General features: G+C 66.8%; 19 protein-coding genes. 12 read left to right on the top strand and 7 right to left on the bottom strand.

The window, feature by feature from the left end; genetic code table 11:
• The first annotated feature begins 339 nt into the window (after positions 1–339).
• Positions 340–828: a hypothetical protein gene (locus tag ABZS69_RS63420; RefSeq protein ID WP_355393605.1), complete on the top strand. Its 489-nt coding sequence runs from the start codon at positions 340–342 to the stop codon at positions 826–828.
• A 6-nt stretch (positions 829–834) separates the two neighbouring features.
• Here the strand turns inward: ABZS69_RS63420 and ABZS69_RS63425 are convergent, their stop codons facing one another.
• Positions 835–1128 (bottom strand): hypothetical protein, encoded by a 294-nt coding sequence (locus ABZS69_RS63425; protein ID WP_355393608.1) that lies wholly within the window; start codon positions 1126–1128, stop codon positions 835–837.
• 2 nt (positions 1129–1130) lie between these two features.
• Complete coding sequence (locus ABZS69_RS63430; RefSeq protein ID WP_355393611.1) at positions 1131–2891, bottom strand: hypothetical protein; 1761 nt, start codon at positions 2889–2891, stop codon at positions 1131–1133.
• Between the two features lie 980 nt (positions 2892–3871).
• Between ABZS69_RS63430 and ABZS69_RS63435 the strand changes: the two genes are divergently transcribed.
• A complete protein-coding gene (locus ABZS69_RS63435) occupies positions 3872–4387 on the top strand; it encodes a DUF3841 domain-containing protein (RefSeq protein ID WP_355393614.1) in 516 nt (171 codons plus the stop codon).
• Positions 4388–4682: 295 nt separating this feature from the next.
• Here ABZS69_RS63435 and ABZS69_RS63440 read toward each other — a convergent pair whose 3' ends face one another.
• From ABZS69_RS63440 to ABZS69_RS63455, 4 genes are all read right to left on the bottom strand, one after another.
• On the bottom strand, positions 4683–6047 hold the full coding sequence (locus ABZS69_RS63440) for a tyrosine-type recombinase/integrase (RefSeq protein ID WP_355393617.1): 1365 nt from the start codon (positions 6045–6047) through the stop codon (positions 4683–4685).
• Positions 6044–6232, bottom strand: a complete 189-nt coding sequence (locus ABZS69_RS63445; protein WP_175594775.1) for a helix-turn-helix domain-containing protein — start codon at positions 6230–6232, stop codon at positions 6044–6046. The genes ABZS69_RS63440 and ABZS69_RS63445 overlap by 4 nt, the downstream gene beginning before the upstream one ends.
• Before the next feature lie 889 nt (positions 6233–7121).
• Complete coding sequence (locus ABZS69_RS63450) at positions 7122–8000, bottom strand: DNA methyltransferase (protein WP_355393620.1); 879 nt, start codon at positions 7998–8000, stop codon at positions 7122–7124.
• A complete protein-coding gene (locus tag ABZS69_RS63455) occupies positions 7997–8953 on the bottom strand; it encodes a hypothetical protein (RefSeq protein WP_355393623.1) in 957 nt (318 codons plus the stop codon). Before ABZS69_RS63455 ends, ABZS69_RS63450 begins: the two co-directional genes overlap by 4 nt.
• Positions 8954–9497: 544 nt before the next feature.
• Here ABZS69_RS63455 and ABZS69_RS63460 point away from each other — a divergent pair.
• On the top strand, positions 9498–9845 hold the full coding sequence (locus ABZS69_RS63460; protein ID WP_355393626.1) for a hypothetical protein: 348 nt from the start codon (positions 9498–9500) through the stop codon (positions 9843–9845).
• Here the strand turns inward: ABZS69_RS63460 and ABZS69_RS63465 are convergent, their stop codons facing one another.
• The gene (locus tag ABZS69_RS63465) at positions 9846–11027 is read right to left on the bottom strand and encodes a cytochrome P450 (RefSeq protein WP_355393629.1); all 1182 of its coding nucleotides are present in this window, start codon (positions 11025–11027) and stop codon (positions 9846–9848) included.
• An 874-nt stretch (positions 11028–11901) separates the two neighbouring features.
• Here ABZS69_RS63465 and ABZS69_RS63470 point away from each other — a divergent pair.
• The 9 genes from ABZS69_RS63470 (at position 11902) to ABZS69_RS63510 (ending at position 23322) form a co-directional block, all read left to right on the top strand.
• Positions 11902–12783 carry a hypothetical protein gene (locus ABZS69_RS63470; protein WP_355393632.1) on the top strand — a complete coding sequence of 294 codons (882 nt, stop codon included), beginning with the start codon at positions 11902–11904 and terminating at the stop codon, positions 12781–12783.
• A 250-nt stretch (positions 12784–13033) separates the two neighbouring features.
• Complete coding sequence (locus ABZS69_RS63475) at positions 13034–13441, top strand: pilin (protein WP_355393635.1); 408 nt, start codon at positions 13034–13036, stop codon at positions 13439–13441.
• Positions 13442–13443: 2 nt separating this feature from the next.
• Positions 13444–15171, top strand: coding sequence for a hypothetical protein (locus tag ABZS69_RS63480; protein WP_355393638.1), 1728 nt, complete (start codon positions 13444–13446; stop codon positions 15169–15171).
• Positions 15168–16118 (top strand): PrgI family protein, encoded by a 951-nt coding sequence (locus ABZS69_RS63485; RefSeq protein WP_355393641.1) that lies wholly within the window; start codon positions 15168–15170, stop codon positions 16116–16118. The genes ABZS69_RS63480 and ABZS69_RS63485 overlap by 4 nt, the downstream gene beginning before the upstream one ends.
• A complete protein-coding gene (locus tag ABZS69_RS63490) occupies positions 16118–17926 on the top strand; it encodes an ATP-binding protein (RefSeq protein ID WP_355393644.1) in 1809 nt (602 codons plus the stop codon). Before ABZS69_RS63485 ends, ABZS69_RS63490 begins: the two co-directional genes overlap by 1 nt.
• A gap of 20 nt (positions 17927–17946) precedes the next feature.
• Positions 17947–20364, top strand: coding sequence for a type IV secretion system DNA-binding domain-containing protein (locus tag ABZS69_RS63495; RefSeq protein WP_355393647.1), 2418 nt, complete (start codon positions 17947–17949; stop codon positions 20362–20364).
• Positions 20365–20408: 44 nt separating this feature from the next.
• Complete coding sequence (locus ABZS69_RS63500) at positions 20409–21278, top strand: replication-relaxation family protein (RefSeq protein ID WP_355393650.1); 870 nt, start codon at positions 20409–20411, stop codon at positions 21276–21278.
• A 33-nt stretch (positions 21279–21311) separates the two neighbouring features.
• Positions 21312–22259 (top strand): C40 family peptidase, encoded by a 948-nt coding sequence (locus ABZS69_RS63505; protein WP_355393653.1) that lies wholly within the window; start codon positions 21312–21314, stop codon positions 22257–22259.
• Between the two features lie 115 nt (positions 22260–22374).
• On the top strand, positions 22375–23322 hold the full coding sequence (locus tag ABZS69_RS63510) for a hypothetical protein (protein WP_355393656.1): 948 nt from the start codon (positions 22375–22377) through the stop codon (positions 23320–23322).
• Positions 23323–23380 lie beyond the last annotated feature (58 nt).

Genomic DNA, 23380 nt, shown 5'->3' on the forward strand with positions numbered 1-23380 from the left:
ATCGTAGGTCAGAGCACACGTCACGCACCGACAATGGGTCAACTACAGTGCGTGGCGGAGCCGAACGAATCAAGATCTACGAATGTAGTACCCGCCACGCTCTACGCCGTGGCCCCGCACGTCTTCTGCATCCGCCGCTGCTCCGCGAGGGGCGCGTGGCCCACACCCACGACCACGACCGCTCCCTTAAGCCGAGGCTAGAGTAGAACGGCCGCCGAGCGGGGTGAGCTGCATCATTGCGGCGTTCACGTCGGCGCCGGATTGCCTTCCATCGCAGATGGCTATAACTGCAACGAATGGGATGTACGAGAGGGAAGACGTCGGGATAAGGTCCGGATCATGCGCCTGGGTGCGTTATTGAGGGCAGTTGCCGCAGTACTTGCCTGTTTCGCGGTCCTGACGGGCTGTTCAGGAGAGCCGGAGCGACCAACGCTGGCAGAAGCTGCCCGGCAACTCGTAAGCGATGGAGATGCGCTGGTATCCGGAATTGAGTCAGGACTGGCGGGGCTGACGAAGGAGCGGGCGGACCAGGACCGGAACACGTCGTGTCTGAAGGGCGAGGCCCAACGCTACTTCAGAGCCAAGGCAAGCTTCGCAAATCCGTCCGCGGAGAATCCTCCCAGCCTTGTCGGGTTGCTGAAAGGTGATCTCGAAGCCAGGGGCTACACCGAGGTCGTGGACAACCTCGATCTCTGGGAAGACGATCTCAGCGTTGCTGTGGTGGTCAATCCGAAGGCCAAGTTAACCTTCGTACTCCTCGCCCGTAAGGAGCCGGCTCCCAATGTCGTGATCGTCGGTAAGACGGAGTGCTACCCGAGCAACGGCTGAACGCGGTCACAGGGGATCGGGCACCTGTGCGGCCTCGGCACGGAGTTGCTGGGCGCGGCGACGAAGGTTCGCTGCGGTGGCCAGGCATGAGTTTTCGAGCTCGTTCATCTCGCGTTTGAGGCGGACGGCATGGGCCAGGTATCGCTCCGCTGCCGGCCCTTTCCAGAAGAGTTCGCTGTCGCTTGGTTTCGATGGGATGCCTTGGAAGGTGTCGGCCAGGCTTCTGGCGTACCTCGTAAAAGTGGATGCGAGCGCCTCCTTCTCGTCAGCGTCGCGGAGCAGTTGATGCTTAACGGGCATGATCAGCCGCCCCTTCTCTTCAGCGCATCGAGGAGGGCGCTCGATAACCGGCCTTCCATTGCGTCTCTCATGAAACTCATCTGCGATGTCGTCATCGGTGGCAGTCCGTGTTCTCTGAGCGAGCGATCCAGCCAGGAGATCTGCTCGTCGATGAGCTTGCCGGTGACTGCCTCGGCGGTGTCCGGTGTCTTCTTGTCAAGATAGTCCGTGATCATGTCCTTCAGTACGTCTTTGACCTCGTCGAGTCCCTTCGCCTTTCCTGTAGAGACGATCTTGCTGGCGATGGGGAAGTGTTCGTCGAAGTAGTCGACGGGCATGAGGACGTAGCCGGCTATTCGGTCGGCGTACTCATCGTCGCTCCACTCGGCATACGTCGAGCCAGCCAGCAGCAGGTTCGCCAGCGCGCCCGTGCGCTCGGCGAGGTTGATGTGCGCTTCCTGCTTGTAGTTGCTTGGGTCGAAGGGATGGAAGCGACCCATGTCCAGTTCCTTGGTGTACTCCTTTGCTGCCTTCATCAACGTGTTGGCCGCAGTGGAGTCCTGCATCAGCGCGCCCATGAACCGCGCGCTCACCGAGGGATCGAGCTTGTCCCAGGGCGGGCTGGGCTTCAAGTACGGCATCTTCGGTGAATTCCGCTGAGCCTGTCCCCGGGCGAGCTTGTCGAGGATGGGCTTTATGTCCTGCGCCAGCATCCGGCTGATGGGAGAGTTGGAGAAGGTTCCGAGACTGCCACCAACCCAGAGGCCGTTCTCGGACCCGATGCTGTTGATGACGGTGAGCCAGGCGCGTTCCCGCATGTCGTCCAGACCAGAGCCGGGCTTCAAGGCGCCGTGCAGCGCGTTTGCCAGCGCTTCCTCGTAGGCGGGGACGCCAGTTGTCCTGATGGTGTACGCGTCCAGCAAGACCCCCGCCTCTTTCTGGTGTTCGGCCAGTAATCGCTGGAACGCCTCTGGATTGGCCTCGTATGCCTTGGCCAGGTTGTACAGGTTCCAGTTGGGGTCGGTGGGAACTGCGTCGGAGTTCGGTGGGCGGTTCAGTAGGTTGGTCGCCACCCGGTTGAGGAACGTGCCGGACTGCGGGGCCAGCGCGACCAAGGCCGTCAGGATGTCCGACGGGGCCGTCTCCACCATCTTCTGCCACTCGTTCCCGAGTTTTCCAGAGCTCTCCGCGCTGGCGAAAGCTCTGGCCAGCAGACCTGGCGAGGATTCATCGGCTCGCTTGAGCGCGTCTGGGGTCAGGCCTCTGCGGTCTCCCTTGGCCTGGGTGTTCATCCAGTCACGGAACAGCTTCGTGAATGTCTCGGTGCCCAGTGCGGCCAGCAGTGCCGCGGCGTATGCAGGGTCGTCTGCCCTGCACTTGAGCCCCGACAGGGCCTTTTCCACCTGGCTCCAACTCTGACCGGAAAGGTACTGGTCGTGGTGCTTGAGTGCCTCGGTGATTGCGGCCGCGTCCTTCTTGGCCGCCTGCATTGCCTCTGTTGCGCTGCTGAAGGGGAAGGTGCTGGTCAACATCCCCTTTTGCTGCGTCGGCACCATCCGCTTGATGGCGTCGACGCGCCATTTGAGGTCCTGCTGCGACTCATGGAAGAACGCCCACGTGCGGTGCATCGGTGTGACGCCCTCGCGGCCTGCCCAATCCTCCCCCGCCTCGGCAATGGCTGCTTCGAGCCCTGACCGTCCCCTGCCTAGGACATCCTTCCCGGCCTCCATCTGGCGGATCAGTTTGTCGGCCCCGACGGGATCGATCCCGACGAACTCCCCCATGGCCCCTCCCAGAGGGTGTGGCTACACGGCGGGAGTCAAGCACATCGGCCATCTCGGGTAAACGCGTTATACATTCTTATTAGCGAACTGAACCGCCGATGTGTTATTAGTCGTGATAAATCGACATGCGCACGAACTCGGCCATAGTCACCCCGGCGCGCAGAAGCCTGCGTCCGTGACCGCCTTCGATGCCACAGCAGCGAGAGCGACTCAGAGCGGTAGTGGGGTCTCCGCCACAGTAGGCGAACTGGGTCTCGGGCCCCCACCGGCACGGCTCACAGGCCAGCCCAAAGGCATAGCGGTGTATCCAGTAGCGCGCCGACGCCGATGCCTTCATCTGTCGTTTCCAGCAGGTACACCGGGGCGAGGCAGCCCGTATGGCGGGTGCGACATCGGGCGGGGCTGCTCGAGTGAGGAAGTTGGGGTGGTCCTGACCTCCGTCCGTGATCCTCACCTCTCGCACGCGTCTCTGTCAGCGTGCAGCGGCGACGCCACACCTGTGAACGGACAGGAAGTTCTCCTGGTAGACGGCCATCGCGATCCTGGTACATGGTCGCGAGTTCTCTCGGTAGGCGGTCATAAAGGAGGCGGATTGGCGGCCAGCTCGAAGCCACCGACTTTGATCGGGCCGGAGCCGAGCGGAGACTCAACGATCGCCAGGAGGTGGCAGGCATAGGGACGTGGTTGGGGGCGATCGGGGCCGCAGGGCCTCCTTCGTCGGCCCCACGGCATCGGAACACGCCCGTGCTCTCCCGATGAGGACGCTGTAGGTCCGTGCTGGTCGGCGAACAGCGAGATCTCGCGCGGATCGACAGCCGCCGCGTAATGAGTCCGTCCAACGGTGGCGGAGCTGAAGCTGCAGGCGTTCCTGCCGGTCGACGACCCCACGGCCGCACTCCCTGTCCGCCCCACTGGACCGTCACCGCCGCTCCCGGATAATTGCGTAGATCGTTCTGTCTCCGCGATGGCACAATCGCCCGGTGCGTTTGTGGACGGTCCAGCATCGAGCGGTTCTCGAGTCGCTGGAGGATGCCGGCGAGCTGGTCGGGGACTGGGTCCGGATCATGGTCGGAAACTACCGGGCCTGCTACGAGGAGATGGTGGCGGAGATGGCACGGCGCGGCCTCGACTGTGGGGGCCGGCCTCCGGTGTGGGCGTGGGCCGGGCCGGACACCCGCGATAACAGCGTGGCGCTGACGGCGGAAATGCTGCTCTGCCCGCAGACCCCGGAGGAGTACGCCCGCTATGTCATGCTCGACCTGGACGTGCCAGACGAGGCCGTCCTTCTCAGCTCGTACGGGCGCTGGAACGATTTCATGGAAGCGATCATCATGGGCGAGGAATCGCCGGACATGGATTGGTCGATCGGCCAAGAGGAGCTCAACGGGGTGCAGGCGTGCCTTCCGCGTGTCGCAGCCGGATGGGTGCTCGGCGTCCATCCGTTGGAGCCGTTCAGGCCGGAAGAGGAAGACGAGGAAGACGGAATCGGCTCCTGACCGTGCGCCGGGCGCCGAGTCGCTGGCTGGCACATGTCAGACGCGGTCGAGGAAGTCGTGCGCCGCGGACTCCTTAACGAGACTGTTCGTTCGGATGCTCGTCAACCCCGTCCACCAGGAATTCTCCTGACCGCCCACCAGGAGTGATGTGGCCATCTACCAGGCATGACGTGTCCGCCGAGCAGGATTTCCTGGTGTCCGCATACAACACCCCGTGGGAAGGACACGGCAAAGAGAGCAGCACAGGTTGAACCGACCCCGGAATGGCCGGGGCCGGTGACGGGATGAACGTGGGCTATTGGTCCAAGGCGTTGTTGATTTTGCTGTTGACCTGCTCTTGTTGACCGTCGATGCACTTGGCATAGACGCGCAACAGGACGTCAACGCTGTGGCCAGCCCGCTTGGCGACCTCGGGTGCCGGGACCCCCGCGTTCAACCAGAGCGAGACCGCCGCGTGACGGAGGTCGTACGGCCGGGCAGCCAGGGATGAGGCGACCTGTGCCGGGGTCAGGGCGAGCTTGCGGGCTTCCTGCCAGACATAGGAGTGAGCCGAGCTGGAGTAGGTGCCGCCGGTGCTCGTACTGAAGATTCTTCCGTCCTTGGCGGTGCCGTACTCGGCGATGTGCTCGCGGAGCATGGCGACCAGAACTGGCGGGATCGGGATCTCTCGCGTCTCCTTGTCCGCGCGGTGCTTCAGGCTTCGGGACTCGTGGGTCTCGCCGGAGTTGGTCCAGCGTTTTGTTGCCTGGGGTCGTGCCCTCTCCAGGACGATCTGGCCCCAGCCTGTCTTGGGCAGAGTGCAGTTGCTCAGTCGCAGATCCGCTGCCTCCTCCGGCCGGAACGCCGCGTAGTAGATACAGGCGAACAGGGCCTTGAGCCGGGGACCGCGTTTGCGCCCCACCTTGGGGACGGCGTCGAGGAGCTGCGTTGCTTGCGCCGGGTTGACCACCGTACGCGGATCGATGACCGTGACGGCCTTTGGCGCTGTCCATTTGATTTCGTCCAGCGGGTTGCTGCGGAATACCTTTTGCTCAACCGCGTGCTCCAGGAGGTGATGCAGGACAGCGCGCTTGCGTCGTACCGAGTTCGCCCCCGCCGGAACACCGGCGAAGGTGACCGAGATGGCATCGAGAGCCGTACGAAGGATGTTCGCCTCTCGCAGTGACGACATCGGAATAGACGCTCTCTCCAGCCAGCTCAACGCCGCAGCCTGGGACGTGGAAAGGCTGGTCCGCCTGTTCTCGGGGAGGAGGACGTGAGTCCTGAGAACCTCGCGTAGTTCCTCCGCGGTGGGAGGACGCGGCGCGTCGGCTACCAGAGCAGGGATCAGCGTCAGGAGTGCGTACGCTTCGGTCTCGCGAGTCCTGGCCGCCAAGGTGTTCCACCGCCGAAGAACGTACGCCTGAGCGAACTCCAGGAACGACGGTCCCGCAGTCTTCTGCGCGAGCATCGACACTGGCAGACCAGTGGCGATGTCGAACTCCTCCCCCGCTTTGACCGCCTGGCGCAGGTCGGACATGAACGCGCTGGCCAGCCCTCTGGTCCGGAAGGTCTTGGATCTGTCCTTGCTCGCCACTCGCCAACGCGCGATGTAGGCGGGCGTGCCGCGGTTGGTGCGCTGCTGGATCTGGCCGAGCTGCACGTAGTAGGTGGTGTTCACGCCGCCTCCCGTCGCGAGTCGAGCCATGCCGTGAGGTCGCTCCGCCAGACGCGGAGCTCGAGGTTGGGCAGTTGGACGCAGATCGGCGCACGGCCAAGTTGACGCCAGCGGTAGAAGGTCCGGCGGGACACGCCCAGCTCTTCGAGGACCTGGGGAATGGTCAGCAGCTCGTCACGCCTGATCATCGACCACCGCCCGCGTTCGAAGGGTAGACCGCGGTGCGGTGGCTCTCCCCGACGGCTGGGCAGCGAGAGTCGGGCCGGGTTCCGAGCGCGACACCGACTGACTCACGGGTGAGGGCGTCGCGATGCAGGAGCCAGCTCGGGGCGTGGTCGAGGTGGACGCCGTCTCCACGGCGGTGGACGGGTCGGCGAGAGCAACCGGTCCGCTTGACCTGGTCCGCCCAATCGTCGCAATTCGGGTCGTTGAGCCGATCGGCCATTCTCGTTGTGGCACCGAAATGGGCAAGCTCGTGCAAGATGGGATCCGTCCTCTCCAGTCATTTGGTGTGGGATGGCCCTCGGCCTGGCGGACGTCTTGCCGGATGCGGCCAGGCGAGGGCGCTATGGATGGCGCGGTGGGCCTCGATGCCGGTGCGGGCGCAGTCGGCGCAGGCTCGGTGTTCGGGCCTCCTTGATCACTCGTTCTTGATGTCAATGGAGGAGGTCACCCGCCTGCTCCGTTGACCAGGACGAACTGGATGAAGGTCTGCGGAAGCGCGTTCAGCAGCCAGCCGAGCTGGAAGGCTTCGCCATGTCCCGCAGGCAATCACCCGCGTAGCGGGTGTCCCAGACCGTCAGGGCAGGGATATGGACCACCGCCTCCGACCAGGTCGTCAAGTCCGGTTAGGTGGCGGCGAACGTGGCGTGGGAAAGCCGCACCTCGGCTGAGTCGCCCCGGTTGTTGGCGCCAGGATGCTTGCGCCATCCCCTGAACTGGTCGGGCACGAGAGCGGGACATAGGTTCGTGGTTGGCCCGTCGCGGGTTGGCGGCTGCCCACCAGCCGCGCGCCATACGCACCCTGCCGTCAGCGTCCAGGCGCTGCCGGCGCGCCACGTGAGCCGCTCTGTTAGATCATGCAGCTCTCTGGATGGTCGAAGCGGTCTTGTCGAGCGGGTGAGGCTTGGTGAAGACAAGCAGGTCCTCGTGCGCGGTGGCGTGGATCGGCAGCCCGCGAGCCCGACCCTTACGCGCCTCGTACAGCTGGAAGAATGACGCCCGGTTCAGCAGCTTGCCGTGGCCCAGCCCGCACAGCAGGCACACGATCCGGTCGGCGAACACCAGCCCGGCGCGCTGAGCCACCTTCTGCACGTGGCCAGGCAGGTCGACCAGTTCCCCGCGGTGCCGATACGGACGCACCGTCACCGCGACAACACCGCCGGGCCGCAGCAGCTCGCCACAACCGGAAAGGATCTGGGCGAACCCGTCCAGCAGCACCGGCAGACCCTGGTGAGCCAGGTTGGCCCTGTCCCGGGAGTAGCGCTGATTCCATTTCCGGATGCCTGGCTCACCGCTGTCGCGGCTGGCGCGGATGTGGCCGTGCGTGGCCGACCCGTACGGCGGAGAGGTCAGCACCAGCGCCGCCCGGCCGGTCAGGTCCGGCAGCAACCGGGCGATGCCCCGCGCGTCTCCGGCGATCACCGTGCCGAACCCGGTGGCGCCCTGGCGGCGAGCGTGGGCGAGGTTGGCCACAGCGAGCTTCGCCCAATCCTCCTCGTATTCCATGCCGGCCGCGTGCCGGCCCAGGTGGATGGCCTCGACCAGAGTGGTGCCGATCCCGCACATCGGATCGATGACCAGCTCACCCGGCTGCGTGTAGGTGTCGATCACCTGGGCTGCGATCGAGGGCAGCATCTTGCCCGGGTGTTTCATCGACTCCGGCAGGTACCGGCCTCGCCTTTGAGTGCGCGATTGCTGCTGGCCCGTCGTCCACACCGACGTGATCGACGTCATGACAGCTGTCCCTTCAGCCAAGACCGCTCCCCCGGCGCCGGACAATCCATCTGCTGGTGGTCGGTTCTTTGAGGGGGCTCGACTACGGATGGCGGCGACTCTCGACCTGCGCGAGGTTTGGTAAAGATGAGCACGTCACTGTGCACGTGAGCACTGCCCGGCAGGCCCGCCCTCGCAGAGCCAGCCGTTGGCGCACCCCACCCGAGAAGCTGTTCGAGCTGCCCGCTGCGGACGGGCACCCGCAGGGCCACGATGTGCTGCATGTACGCCAGCCCCGAACGCTTCGCACCGGCGATCAAGCTTGGTGCTGGGTCGATGAGGTCCTGCTCGCCGCGGTGCAGGCCGGTAACAACGACAAGGTGACCGCCCGGCTTCAGCAGCGCCGCCAATCCAGCTGGATCGACCGTCGTCTGTTCCGGCGCGTCGACGTACCGGGCCGTCGTGAGCGGCTGGCCCATGTGCGGGCCTGGGCAGGTGTGGGTGAGCACGACCAAGGCTGCGGCCCCGGCCAGGTCCTTGACGGCGCACAGCAGGGACTCGGGGCGCACGACGCGTAGGTCGGCCACCTCCAGATCGGCGGCGGGGTGGGTGGTGGCCACCCTCTTGCCGATTTGGCCGGCCAGGCGCGGACTAGTGACAGTGGCGGTGGCCTGGCAGCCGAGTGTCAGCGCGGTGGAGATGACGTTGTGGTCGGCGGCGTCCATGTCGATCACGAGATCGCCGAGTTGTGTACAGGCGGTGACGAGGTGGCGGGCCAGGGACTGGCTCACCGGGACGCAGCAGCCACTTCGGCAGACGGGAAAGGTGTCGGCATCGGCTGCGGCCAGCCAGACGCTCAAGGGCAGATGCTTCTGGTGAACGTCGCGACCTGTTCGACGAGGAGCGGTGAGGCCGGTGATGGTGGCGGAGCGGTCGGCGCGTACGGGTGGTATCACGATGATGTGGCCCGTCACCCGGGCCGCCTGGTTCCTGTCACCTAGCTAAATACCGGTGCCGTGGGCCGAGTTGAGACACGGAGGTAAGCAAAGATTCGGTGAGGGCGCCTTGTGTCGCCCAGTTCAGACACGCATGCCCAGCCTTGTCACGTATGGGGTGCTTCAGGAGCTCCACCGAGCCTGCCGTGCAAGCAGGCGCACCGTGGAGAGGCCTCGTCACCTGGACGTTCAACCGGCGCAACCCGCGCTGCCGGAATTCTCGCAGGTCACAGCGCTTCCGGACACGTTCGGGACAAGAATCGGACAGTCATCCACCACTAGTTCGTGCCCCCGTCGATCTGGAGAACGCTGGTGGTAGTCGGAGAGATCCTGGCCAGGGCGAACACTGACGCGCTCTCAAGGATCGGCTCGGAGTGCTCCAAGCTCCTTCAGCACATAGCCGCCCCGCGGGCCGTCCAAATGTTGATCAAGCCATGCCGTCAAGGCGCAGACCTGCGCGATTGAGGCGCGCAATGGGGTCACAGTGGCTCCTTCTCATTCGCCTCAACGGAACGGGCACCCTATGTACGTTCGCCGTGCACTGGCCATCTTCCTCGCCGCCGTGGTGTGCGCTCTTCCGGCTTCCGCTGACTCAGCCGGCGGCTGGAACGATGACGCCGGCTGGGGATCGGTCACCGTCTCAGCCGACCGCAAGCACATCGAAGTCTGCGACTTGAGCAACGACGGTCGAGCCGTACGAGTCGAGTACGCCACCTCCTACCTGCAGATGTGGACGGTGGTCGACTCCAACGGCGCCCGATGGGGCTGCGGGACCAACTCCACCTTCTTCAGCCGAATCGACGTGTTCAAGCTGTGCGAGGGCAGCAAGTACGGTCGATGCCGCACCCCTGTCCGCATTGGCCGGCACTAGCTAACGGGGTTTGACGGTGGTCGGCAGGCTGCGCAGACCGTGGATGTTCGGATGGTGCACGCGGACTGGCATACCGACACCATAGTTCTCGTGGACGGCGGCGACGAGTTCCTCCAGCACGACGCGGGTTTCAAGGCGGGCCAGGCTCGCGCCGAGGCAGAAGTGCGGGCCTGTCCCGAACGCGATCGTGCGGCTGGTGTCGCGTTCGAGGTCGAACGTCTCCGGGTCGGGGAAGACGCGGGGGTCGTGGTTGGCGGCGGCGAAGATCAGCAGCAGCCGGGAGCCGGCCGGGACCACGGTGCCATGCCATTCGACGTCGCGGGTGACCCGCCTCACGGTCATCTGGCCGGAGGAGTCGTAGCGGAGCGTCTCCTCCACCCAGTTGCCGACGCGGCCAGGCTGGAAGGCGATGCTGCGCTGGCCGGGGTGACGGGCAGCCTGATACCAGGCGTTGCCGAGAATCTTCGTGGTGGACTCGTTTCCGGCTACGCCCAGCAACAGCAGCACGGCACCAATGTCCTGGTCGGACAGCCGCTGCCCGTCGATCTCGGCGGCGATGAGCGCGGACACCATGTCGTCGCCCGGATGGGCGCGGCGGTCGGCGATGAGCTGCCCGTAGTAGCCCATGAGTCTGAGTGTGGCATCGGCGGAGGAGGCGGTGATGGCGCCGCTGCCCTCCTCGCGGAGCAGGCTCTCGTTGGACCAGCGGAGGATTTGCTGACGGTCGGCCGCGGGCACGCCGACCAGTTCGCTGATGACGTCGGCAGGGATGCTCTGCGCTAAGTCGGCGATGAAGTCGAAGTCGCCTCCCGCGTCGAGCACGCGGTGCAGGTAGCTGCGGGTGATCTCCCTGATGCGCGGCTCCAGCTCGGCGACCCGCCTCGGCGTGAACGCGCGGGAGATCAGCGCCCGGAACTGGGTGTGGTTGGGCGGGTCCATCGCGATGAATGACTGTCGTTTGGCTATGTCGGGTGACCATAACTCCAGACTGACCCCGTGGCTGTTGCTGTAGGTGGTGTAGTCCCGGCCGGCGGTGTACACGTCGGCATGCCGGGTCAGGGCCCAGAAGTCCAGCGTGTCGTTGCAGTAGACGGGCGCTTTCTCGCGCAGAAGCCCGTACGTCGGATACGGGTCTTCGTGCATGGCGTGGTCGTACGGGCTGTAGATGATGACGTCGCTCACGTAACCCCAATCGATGTGGAGGGAGGACGAGATGGGCCGCGGTTTCAGCTTTACAGGCGGGCCGGAGCCGGGCAACGGCCACCAGGCAGACGGCGGACGGCCGTCCGTCTGCTTCAGCCCGCACGACCATGCTCACGCAGATGACAACAGTGCGGCGAAGGCCACCACGGGGCCACCGAACTGCGCCTTGCCCGCCCTTCAGAAACGGCGGCCAAGGCGCAGTGGCTACGCCTCGCGCCCGCTCGGTTGAGTGACGGGCGGTAAGCACGTCGGGCGGGCGTGCCCTTCTTCGAGAAGCGCGGGTTGACAACATGCCCCCGCATCCGCTTCGTCAGGATTTCAACTCAGCGTCTCCCGCTCCCGCCGTCAAGGTTCGCTCTGACCTCATCCCTACTGGGCCGAGCCAGGGCGATCTCTCCGTCGCTTTGCGAAAGTGTCCGCTTCCGTCGGTTCGACCGCCTCGAACAGCCCCGGCGAGCGCAGGCAGCAAATTGGCCGTCCGCGCACCACCCACGAACGGATACGCCATGTCCATGCACTTCCGGGGCGAAGACATGACCGCTTCGAAGAAGGGACGGTCCGCCGTCCGGCTGCCTTTGCCAGATCCATAAGTCGTGGATCCTGGCCCTCACCGTTCACGCAGGTTGACGCGTTACCGGACTTGGAGCGGACAGCGCTCGGACCGCACTCCTCTCGGCTCCTCCAACGACAGGCTGAGAGGCGTTTACGCAGGTCAGGCCGCGATTCTTTCGCGTCTTGGAACTTTGGATGATCTTTATCCGAGCCGAAGTCTGTCCGGAAGTCGTCCCGTTCCTGTACGTGGGCTCTGGCGCCATGAGCAGCATCCGAACCGCTCACCCCTTTGGGAGCTGCCATGTTCAACGCTCGATCCCAGACCGCCACCGCTGTCATCGCCTATCCCCGCTCTGAAGCGCCCTGCGTCTCGAACGCCGGCCAGGCTTCCTCTGCGGGCACCTCCGCTCCGGTCCACACGCGTCCGCTCGATCTGGCCGAGCGTTCCTTCATGCTGCTCATGCAAGGGCCGCAGCCGTTGGGGATCGACGGGGCCGCGCTCGGGCTCGGCCTGCCTGCTCGCCTCATCGCCTTGGACGAGCTGCGAACCATCCTGCTGCACCCCAGCTGCGATCGGACGACCAGGGACGGAGTCTGGCGGCACCTGATCGAGCAAGCACGCGCCCACCGAGGCGCGTGGATGGTCGCCGCCGTCGCGCTGGCAGCGCCGATGCTGCGCCGCCTGCTCAAGACCCTGAACGAGATGATCAGCGCGGAGTATGAGGACTTGGAAGCCGAGATGCTGGCCTGCTTCATGGAGGCGTTGTACCGGGTCGAGCTGTCCTGGTCTCACCCGCTGCTTCGGCTGTCGCGACTGACCCAGTTCGGCGTTCTGCGTGCCCACGCCGTCGATCAGCCCGAACTACTCTCCGAACCCGAGATGAGCGATGGCCGGCTGGCATTGCGCTATCCGTCCGGTCACGCCGATCTGCTGCTGGCCCGCGCCGTCGAGGCCGGCGTCATCACGGCGGAGGTAGCGGAGCTGATCGGGATGACCAGGCTGGACAGCACATCGCTGGCCGACTACTGCCGAGCTCGCGGCCTGCTCTACTGCAACGAGCTCAAGCGCCGGCAGCGTGCCGAAGCACGCCTCCGCCAGGCCCTGATCAGCGGCGAGCTGTCCAGCACCGCAAAGCCAAGCGGCACGACAGCCAGCGCTACGCGCCACCGCTCACAGTCATGATCGGGCAAATTCCACGGGCCTCGATGTCTGATTTCGGCACTTGAACCCGGTCTTTTAGCAGGTGAAAGGCAGCGCGGACGGCACCGGTCCCGGCCAGGCCGCACCCGGCCACCCGGTTCCTGTCACCACCGGACCAGCCAACCGCCCCGCGCAGAAGGAGGACGCCCACCCGGCCCTGGCCGGGACCGGGCCTCCGCGCTGCCTGTCCCACCCATCGCACGCATCCTCAACGCCATACCGGGAGGCAGCAGTGGTACCACGTTCCCGCTTCACCCCTCGCAAGGTCCTTCTCATCGGCGTCGTCATCGTCGCGGGCACCGCACTCGGCACACTCCTTGAGCTGGCGCTCGCCCACCTCGCCGAGGCCGCTCGCATCTCCGGCATCACAGCCTCGGCATGGGTTGGGCCTGCTCAGGCTAAGGAACCTGGCTCGCTCAACCAGGTGATAGACAACCTGCGCAACGTGATCGTCGGCCTGCTGGTCGCGCTGGCCACCCTCTTCCTGACCGTGGGCGGGGTCCGCTACATCCTGGCCGGAGGCGACCCCGGTGAGGTGGAGGCGGCCAAGAAGACCCTGCGTTACGCGGCTATGGGCTATGGCATCGCCGTTCTGGCGCCGCTGCTGGTCAGCATCCTCAAGGGCATCGTAGGAGCCTGACGGTGCCCCGTCAGTCGCCGCTTCTGCCCGCCGCGAGCCCACGCCGCGTGGTGGTCGTGACAGCGCAACTGCTCGCGCTCATCGTCACCACGCTTGCCGCGATGAGCGCCCCAACGTGGGCGTCTCCGCCACCGACGCCCACGCCATCTTGGAATCCACAGCCCACCCCGCCCACACCTGGGCCGGCCTCCACACCAGCGCTGACTTCACCCACTGGCCCGATGCTCACACCACCGCCCCAGCCGCATCCCACCACGCCGCACTCCATCTCGACGCCAGATCAAACGGCTGCTCCAGACGAGTGCGGTTGGCTCGATTTCGGCTGCAAGATCAATCGGGCGCTGAACGGCTGGTTCGGTTTGATCGTGACCGAGGCGATCCAGCCAGCCTTCCAGGCGGTCGGGACTCTCCTGCTGTCCTCGCCGCCGCCCTCGATGCTGGAGCGGGTCCAGGAACTGTCGGCTCACGTGCGGCTGGTGGCCAACGCGCTGCTGGCGCTGTTTGTGCTGGTCGGTGGTCTGATCGTGATGGCGTACGGCAGCGTGCAGACTTCCACCACCACGCAGGAGATCGTCCCGCGCCTGGTGGTCGCCGTCGTCGCGCTCAACACCTCGCTCACCCTCTGCCAGCACGCCATCGAGCTGGCCAACGGCCTGGTCGCCGCGCTGCTCGGCGGCGGCGTCGACGGGAAGCGGGCCGGCGACCTGCTGGCCAACAAGCTCGCCAACCCGGTCGGCCAACTCCAAGGCCCGCAGATGTTCCTGATCTGGATGATCGGGCTCGCCGTCGTGATGGGCCTCATCCTGGCCTTCATTGCGATTCTGCGGGTCGCCCTGCTGCTGTTCCTGATCATCGCGGCGCCGCTCGCTCTGCTCTGCCACGCGCTGCCGCAAACCGAGCACATCGCCCGGTTGTGGTGGCGAGCGTTCACCGGTGTCCTGATCATGCAGGTGCTGCAGGCGCTGGTGCTCATCCTGGCGTTCAAGGTGTACTTCACCGACTCCACCGACGCGTTCGCCACCCCGCCCGATCAGCCGGTCGTGGCGGTGGTGAAACCGGTCGTCACGCGGGCCATCGACACGCTTGTGCTGATCGGCCTGCTGTTCATCCTGATCAAGATTCCCGGCTGGGTCGCCCGCTCCGTCTGGCAACACGCCCAGCCCCAGCTGCTCCAACGTCTGATCAAGTCCCTGATCGTCTACAAGACCCTGGGCCTGGCCGGTGCCGCTCTGCGCAAGGGGAAGGCCGCCCGTTCCGCCGTCAGAGGCGCGGGAGCCGCACGTCGCTCCCGACCGGTGTCCGGGCCAGGACGGGCCGGACGGCGAGGTCAGAGCGGGCCTCGCCCCAGGAGCGGGCCGCCGAGCATGAGAGGACCCCAGCCGATGAACGCATCCGCCCACACTCCGTCGAGCTCCACCGCCGCAGCAGGCGGTAATCGCGGGCCGCAGCAGCTCGCGCTTCCGCTCAACGTGCCGCCCGCGCCGGCACCGGCCCCTGCCTCGCGTGCACGCGGTCGCCAGCTGGCGTTGCCGTTCCCGGTCACCCGAGTGCCACGGCCACCCGCACCAGCACCGCCACCTGCGCCGAGCGGGCCGTGGATCCGCCCGCGCCCGCCGTGGGTGCAACCCATGCTGCCCGGCATGCCCACCCGTCCTGGACGACAACGGCAACTGCACCTGCGGCTCGATCCGCCACCCCGCCGCGTCCCACGCGGGAGGAGGGATCCGTGAACGAGCCCGAGCCGCTGATCGCGCACATCCCCGCCGACATCGCCCAGCCCGACAAGATCGCTTACGGGCTGACAATCCGCCAGATCATCATCGTCGCTACCGCCGGAGCCCTTGCCGCCGTCGTCTACTACCTGTTCCATCACCTGCTACCCGTGGTGGTCATCGCGGGGTTGGTGCTGCCGATGCTCGCCCTCGGCCTGGTGGTCGCCCTCGGTCGCCGCGAGGGCCTGAGCCTCGATCGCTTCTCTCTGGCCGCCCTGCGCTTCGCTCGCGCTCCCAAGCGACTGGTCGCCGCCGCCGGCGAGGTGGTCGAGCCGCCTGCCTGGTGCCGGTTGCGAGGCAAACTGCCCGCACCGCTTCGCCTGCCGGTCCGCGCCATTCGTACTGATGGTGCTTTGGACCTGGTGGACGGCGGGGTGGCGGTGCTCGTGGAGACCACCACCGTCTCCTTCCATCTGCGCACGACCGCGGAGCAGGCGGGCTTGGTGGGCGCGTTCGGCCGCTGGCTCAACTCGCTGGAAGCACCCGCGCAAATCCTGGTACGCGCCCGCCCGATCGAGCTCGATGCCCTGATCGGCACAGTCCTGCAACGCGCCGAGCGGCTGCCTCACCCGGCGCTCGCCCGTAGCGCGACCGAGCATGCGGCGTTCCTGCAGCAGCTCAACGACTCCCGCGAGCTGCTGGCCCGCCAGCTGCTCATCGTGCTGCGAGATCCGGGACCGGCTCACGGGCGCCGCACCACCAGGCGCGACACCGCGGCCGCCGTCGTGCTGCGCCGCGCTGACGAGAGCGCCCGCGCCCTGGCCGCGCTCGGCATCTCCGCCGCCGTCTTGAACGCGTCAGCGGCGTATCGAGTTCTTACCGAATGCCTCGACCCCGGCGGTTGGCATCCCGTGCCGGCGGCCCTCCCCGACGACGTGATCACCACCACTGGCCAGGAGGACTGATGAGACGACACCACGGCCAGCACGACAGTACGGCAGAAGCAGCCACGCTGCTGAGGTCTGCCGCCCTGCAGGTCGGCGCTCGCGGGCTGACTTTCTCTGAAGGAGTCGCCGCGTCCTTCGCTGTGGTCGGCTACCCGCGCGAGGTCGGTGCGGGCTGGCTGGAACCCTTGCTCACCTATCCCGGCCGCCTCGACGTATCGCTGCACATCAAGCCGATCCCGCAGGCGGTCGCCGCAATGCGGCTGCGCCGCCAACTCGCCCGGCTGGAATCGTCCAGCCGGGCCGACGCCCAGCACGGCCGCTTGCAGGACTTCGCCGTCGAAGCCGCCGCCGACGACGCCACCGAGCTGGCCGCCAGCCTCGCCCGAGGCCACGGGCGACTGTTCAAGGTCGGCCTGTACCTCACCGTGCACGCCTCCAGCGAAGAAGAGCTCAACGCCGAACTCGAACGCGTCCGCGCCCTGGCCGCCTCGCTCCTCCTGGATGCCCAGCCGACCACCTTCCGGGCCCTGCAGGGCTGGGCAACCAGCCTGCCCCTCGGAGTGGACTCAGTGCAGCTGACCCGTACGTTCGACACCACCGCTCTGGCGGCCGCGTTTCCGTTCACCTCGCCCGACCTCGCCGCCCCCACCAGCGACAGCGCCATCCTGTACGGGCTCAGCGCCTCCAGCTCCGGCATCGTCGTCTGGGACCGCTTCGCCCAGGACAACCACAACTCCGTCACCCTGGCCCGATCCGGCGCCGGCAAGAGCTTCTTCACCAAACTCGAAGCCCTGCGCCTGCTCTACCAGGGCGTCGAAGTCGCCGTCGTCGACCCCGAGGACGAATACGCCCGCCTGGCCCGCGCCGTCGGCGGCACCCACCTACGCCTCGGCGCCACCGGAGTCCGCTGGAACCCGCTCGACCTGCCCACCAGCCACGGGCCTCACGACGACGTCCTGTCCCGGCGTGCACTCTTCCTGCAAACCCTCATCGCCACCATGCTCGCCACGCCGCTCACCCCGCAGCAGCGGGCCGCACTCGACGCCGCGATCATCGCCACCTACCAGCAGGCCGGAATCACCCGAGACCCGGACACCTGGAACAGCCCCGCCCCGCTGCTGGGCGACCTCGTCACTGCCTTGAAGACCACGAGCGCGGAACTGGCCGCACAGCTCGCCCCGTACGTCTCCGGCTCCTACCGCGAGCTGTTCGACGGCCCGACCACCACCACACCCACCGGCCACCTGATCGTCTTCTCTCTCCGCGACCTACCCGACGAGCTCAAAGCGGTCGGCACCTTGCTCGCCCTCGATGCCATCTGGCGCCGCATAGCCAACCCGCGCGACCGCAAGAAGCGCCTCATCGTGGTGGACGAAGCCTGGCTCCTGATGAAGGAAGCCGAAGGCGCCCGGTTCCTCTACCGGATGGCCAAAGCCGCCCGCAAGCACTGGACCGGGCTCGCCGTCATCACGCAGGACGCCGCCGACCTGCTCGGCACCGACCTCGGCCAGGCCATCGTGGCCAACGCGGCCGGCCAGGTCCTGCTCCGTCAGGCGCCACAGGCCATCGGGGCGGTTGGCGACGCCTTCGATCTCTCCGAGGGCGAGCGGCAGTACCTCCTCACTGCTGAACGCGGCGAGGCTCTCATGGTCGCCGGCCCAGCCAGTCGCGTCGCCTTCCATGTGATCGCCTCCCCAACCGAGACAGAGCTGATCACCACCGACCCTGCTGAGCTGGCCGACCTGGAACGCTGCGACACCGGCGTTCCTCCCGCCGAAGGCCCGCTCGTCTGCGACGACCTAGACGAGGAGGGCGACCCGCTATGAGGTCAGCTACGGACTGCCTGTTGTGCGAAGTCAGCGACCGAGATGTACGCGAAGGGCTGGAGTTCTTGCGTGAGCTGCCAACCTGGCTTCTCGACCTCACCCTCCACCACGGCTGGCGTGTCGCCGTCGGGGTCTTGGCCGTGGTGTCGGTGCTGGCGCTTGCTCGCCACGTCGTCAGCCGGATACGCCACCAGGTGCTGGCGCCGGGCGCCCGGCTGGTCACGATCTCATGCCCTCCGGACAGTGACCCGCAGGGCGCGCAGGTGCTATGGAGCCAACTGATCGGGCTCCTACGTCCCACCTGGAAGCGGCACCTGGCAGGTCAGCCACACCTGGTGTGGGAGTACCTGGGAAGCGCCTCCGGTGTCCGCATCCGGTTGTGGGTGCCTGGCGTCGTTCCGCCCGGGATCGTGGAGAAGGCGGTCCAGGCCGCCTGGCCAGGGGCGATCACCACCACTACGCCCGCCACCAACCCCCTTCCACCGCGTGCCCGGACCGTCGGCGGACGGCTGATGCTCGCGCAGGCCGAGCACTTCCCGCTCAAGGCCGACCATGCCAGCGACCCCATCCGGTCACTGCTCAGCGCGATGAGCGGGCTGCGTGACGACGAGCATGCTCTCATCCAGGTTTTGGCCCGGCCGACCACGGGGCGCCGTCTCAGGCGCGCCCACCGAGCGGCAGCGGTCCTGCGCGGTGCCAGAACCAGCAGCATGCTCGGTCAGGTGATGGACGAGCTTGTGTCCAGCCGCACTCACCCTGGCGAGCTGGCTCGTATGTTCCCTGAACGTGCCGAGCAAGTACGCGCGATTCTGGCCAAGGCAGGCCAGCCGCGTTACCAGGTCGTCATCCGCTACGCCGTCGCCTCCAGCGAAGACGATGAGACAGCCAGGGGCAGACTGCGCGGGCTGGCACACACGCTGGCTGGTGTCTTCGCCCTGTTCACCTCGGGCCATCAGTACCTGCTCCGCGCCCGGCTCTTCCGACCTCACAAAGTGACCGGCTCTCGCCGATTGAGCTCGGGATATCTGCTGTCCATCGGCGAACTGGCCGCGCTCGCGCACCTGCCCTGGGACACCGATGCCCCCGGCGTCACACGCGCCGGAGCCCGCCCTATCCCCCCGCCACCCGCCGTGCCGCGCGGTCCGGGGTCCGAACCGGTCCGGGTACTGGGCGATACCGACAGCGGCCCACAACGCCCCGTGGCGCTACCTGTGGCCGACGCCCGCCATCACACCCACGTCCTCGGCGGCACCGGCGTCGGCAAATCCACGCTGTTGGCCAACATGGTCCTGGCCGACGCCCAGGCGGGCCGGGGCGCGCTGGTCATCGACCCCAAGGGCGACTTGATCATCGATATCCTCACGCGCCTGCCGGAGCGCTCGATCGGCAAGACGGTGGTCTTCGACCCTCAAGACAGCGCCAAACCACCGGCGATCAACATACTCGCCGGACCCAATCCCGCCTTCGCCGTCGACTCCTTGGTCACGATCTTCCACCGCTGCTTTCGCTCCGCGTGGGGGCCACGGGTCGACGATCTGCTGCGGTCAACCTGTCTCACCCTCACCAAGGTGTTGGGTTCCAAGGCCACGCTGGCCGAGGTTCCTCGGCTGCTGACCGACTCCGCGTTTCGCGCCCGCATCACTGCCCGGCTGGATGACGAACTGCTCGCCGGCTTCTGGGACTCCTATCGCGCCCTCACCCCGGCCGGGCAGGCCACCGTCATCGGCCCCGTGATGAACAAGCTGCGTGCCGTCCTGCTCCGCCCTTTCATCCGCCACGCCCTGACCAATCCCACGACCACCGTTCCCATCGGGCAACTCCTCGACGAGGGCGGCCTCGTCCTGGCCCGCCTCCCCAAAGGCATCTTGGGCGACGATGCCGCCAGGCTGTTCGGCTCCATCCTGCTCGCCCACACCTGGCAGGCCGCCACCCGCCGCGCCCACCAACCCGAGGCCGAACGACCTGATGCCGCGCTCTACATCGACGAGTGCCACAACTTCCTCAACCTGCCGGGCCACATCAATGACGTCCTGGCTGAGGCGCGCGGCTACCGCCTCTCCCTCGTCCTGGCCCACCAGCACCTCGACCAGCTCCCCTCCGATCTGCGCGAGGCTCTGTCCGCCGACGCCCGCAACAAGATCTACTTCAATGCCTCTCCCAAGGACGCGGGCGACCTCAAAGCCCACGTCGCACCTTTGATCACCCCGCACGACATGACGCACCTCGGCGCGTTCCAAGCAGTCACCCGACTCATCATCGATGGCCAGCAAACCGCCGCCTTCACGCTGCGCACCCGCCCCCTGCCGCCCATCGCACCCGGACGTGAGCAGGCCATCCGACAGTCCTCTCGTGACCGCTTCGCCCAGTCACTTCCTGCCGAGACCGCCACTCGAAAGCGGAGCGCCCTCGAACACGACCCACGCGCCATCGGCCACTGACCAGACCACGACCGGCACCACACCACACCGCGAAGGAGATCGACATGCCCGCACAGCCCGTCCCCGCCGGACAGCCCCGACTGGACCGGACCGCCCTGACCGCCCTGGCCGCGCGCCTGACCCCGCGCGACTACGACATCCTCACCCATCTCCACCAGCACCGCGTGCTGACCACCCACCAACTGCAGCGCATCTTCTTCGGCATCCCGCAGGCAACCCGCAAACGCCTCGGGACCCTGTACGCGTTCAACGCTGTCACCCGTTTCCGGCCCTGGGCTCCCTATGGCGCAGGATCACGACCCACTCACTGGCTCCTCGGCCGCGCTGGAGCCGCCGTCCTGGCCATCAGGGACGGCATCACCGTCAAGGAGTTCGGCTACAACCCCGACCACCCCATCGCCGTCTCCTCCCACCTGGCCCACCAGGTCGGCGTGAACGACTTCTTCTCGTACCTGCACCATCACGCCCGCCAACCGGGCACCTGCGCGGAGGTGAAGGCGTGGTGGCCGGAGCGGCGCTGCGCCCAGCTCTGGGGCGATCTCGCCCGTCCCGACGCCTACGGCCGGTGGGCCGAGAACGGCCGCGAGATCGACTTCTTCCTCGAACACGACACCGGCAGCGAAACCCTCGCCAAGGTCGCCGCCAAGCTCCACGGCTACGCCAACCTCACCGAAGCCACCGGCATCACCACTCCTGTGCTGTTGTGGCTACCCAGCAGCACTCGCGAAACCAACCTGCGCAGAGTCTTGACCGCGACAGAGGTACCGGTCGCCACGGCGGTGCAGAACGAGGACGGCCCAGCCGGGCCCGTCTGGCTGCCGGTCGGATCCGAGCAGCCCCGGTTGCGGCTGTCCGCCCTCTCAGACGCCTGGCCCCAGGTCGCAACGGCTCGCGAAGAGCAGACCGATGCGTGACCGCCTCGGTCTGAGCAAGGGAGCCGCAACGAGATGAAGTACGCCGCGGCCGGCGCCGCCCTCCTCCTGCTTCTCGTCATCGCCGTCATCGCAGCAGCCGCCACCGTTCTCACTGACGCAGGTGGCCCGGGCGGATTGGCTTGCCTGGACGGCGCGACGAGTAGCCTTCCGGAGCGCGACCCGGTCGCGGCAAGGCCCGACCGCACCAGTCTGGATCAGGAGCAGCAGAACAACGCCGCGCTCATCGTTCAGACCACCCAGCAGCTCGGTCTACCAGCACGAGCTGCCGTGATCGCGGTAGCAGTGGCCCTGCAGGAATCCCGGCTGCGCAACCTCCCTAACGGCCACCTCGACAGCCTCGGCCTGTTCCAGCAACGCCCGTCACAAGGCTGGGGAACCCCAGAACAAATCCTCACCCCCGCCTACGCGGCCCGCCGGTTCTACGACCGGCTCACCACCGTCCCCGAATGGGAGCGACTTCCCCTGACCGAGGCGGCCCAGGCCGTCCAGCGCTCAGCCTTCCCCAACGCCTATGCCTCATGGGAGCCGCTCGCTCAACAGACGGTCGACCTAGTCACTGGCGCGTGCGTGTTGCCGATCTCCGGCGAGCAGGTGGCGGCGGTCATCGCGTACGCCTACGCGCAGCTCGGCAAACCGTACGTCTGGGGAGCCGAAGGCCCGCATGCCTTCGACTGCTCCGGTCTGACCATGCGCGCCTACCAAGCGGCGGGCATCTCGATCCCTCGCGTCGCCGCCGACCAGTGGCGCCACGGCCCCCCGATCCCATCTGGCCAGGAACAGCCGGGCGACCTGGCCTTCTTCAACCTGAAGCCAGACGGGCCCGGCCACGTTGGCATCGTCATCGGTAATGGCCAGATGATCCACGCGCCCAACCGGCGGGAAACGGTAAAAATAGGCGCTTACCGTCGCGGTGACCTGGTCGGTTTCACGCGACCGACCGTTCAACAACCGGCTCCTTGACCGGCCTCGCAAGCTCAAGCACAGTCGCCGCACCGGCAGCCTCGGTCACGTTGAGGTATGTGTCCGCTAACCTTCGGGAAGATCTCGGGGCAGCGCGTGATCGAAGGAGACCGGAGTGGAAACACATCAGGCCGAGGCGTCGCCCTACAAGGTCTTGATGCCGCAGGGCCTGAGCGGGCCGATCGAGGTCATCTCCGAGTACTCCATCGTGCGCATGGCCGTCGTCGAACGAGCCCACGCCACCAAGCTCCACCAAGGGTGGAACGTGCCCGGCGCGTACCTCCTGCTGGACCGGCCTGATGCGCTGGGCCGGTGGGGTGTCTACGTGGGCATGGCTGCACCCGGCACTCTTGCCCATAGGCTGCGCGACCATCTGCGGGCGCGCGACCATTGGTATCGAGCAGTTCTGATCCGCCGGAACAACGAACACCCTTTCCACACCAGCCAAGCCGGGTGGCTCGAAGGCCACTTGTACGACCTGCTCGCCAAAGCCCCGCACGTCCGTCTACACAACGGCAAGCGGCCCCAGGGCCTCACGTTGTCGGCTCACGATCAAGTCGGCATGCGTACTTGCGTGCCTCCGATCATCGACCTGCTGCATTTCCTGAGCCACACGCTCAAACCCGCAATCGCCATGCCTCCGCAAGCCATGGTCAGCGAAGAAGCAGCATCTCCGGCCGAGCTCACGCACTCGGGCACGGCACCAGCCGCCGTACGAACCGCTGAGGCAAGCGCACCTCGCCGGCCGAGATACAGAAGCAGTATTACGGTGCGGGACCTCATCGAGGCGGGGCTGCTGACGCCTGGGGCCATTCTCGTCCCGAAGCCGTCCCACCTGCGCGAGCAGGCTGTGGTCAACATGGACGGCACTCTGCAATTCCGAGGCACCCCACGCGAGAAGCCGTCCGACCCCGCCACAGAACTGGCTGGATCGCAGCAGAACGGCTGGGAGTTCTGGCGAGTCGAAACCCAGCACGGACTGGTCTCCCTCTCCGACCTGCGAAGTGAGCTCGAGCGCCGTCAAGCCGCCTCACGCGCTGTAGCCCAGCCGCGCGCCAAGTAGAAGACCGGTGGTGCAGGAGGTATGCCCCGGCCGCACACCGTGAGGTGCGTGACCGGGG

It is taken from the genome of Nonomuraea sp. NPDC005650, assembly GCF_040605375.1.
GTDB lineage: Bacteria > Actinomycetota > Actinomycetes > Streptosporangiales > Streptosporangiaceae > Nonomuraea.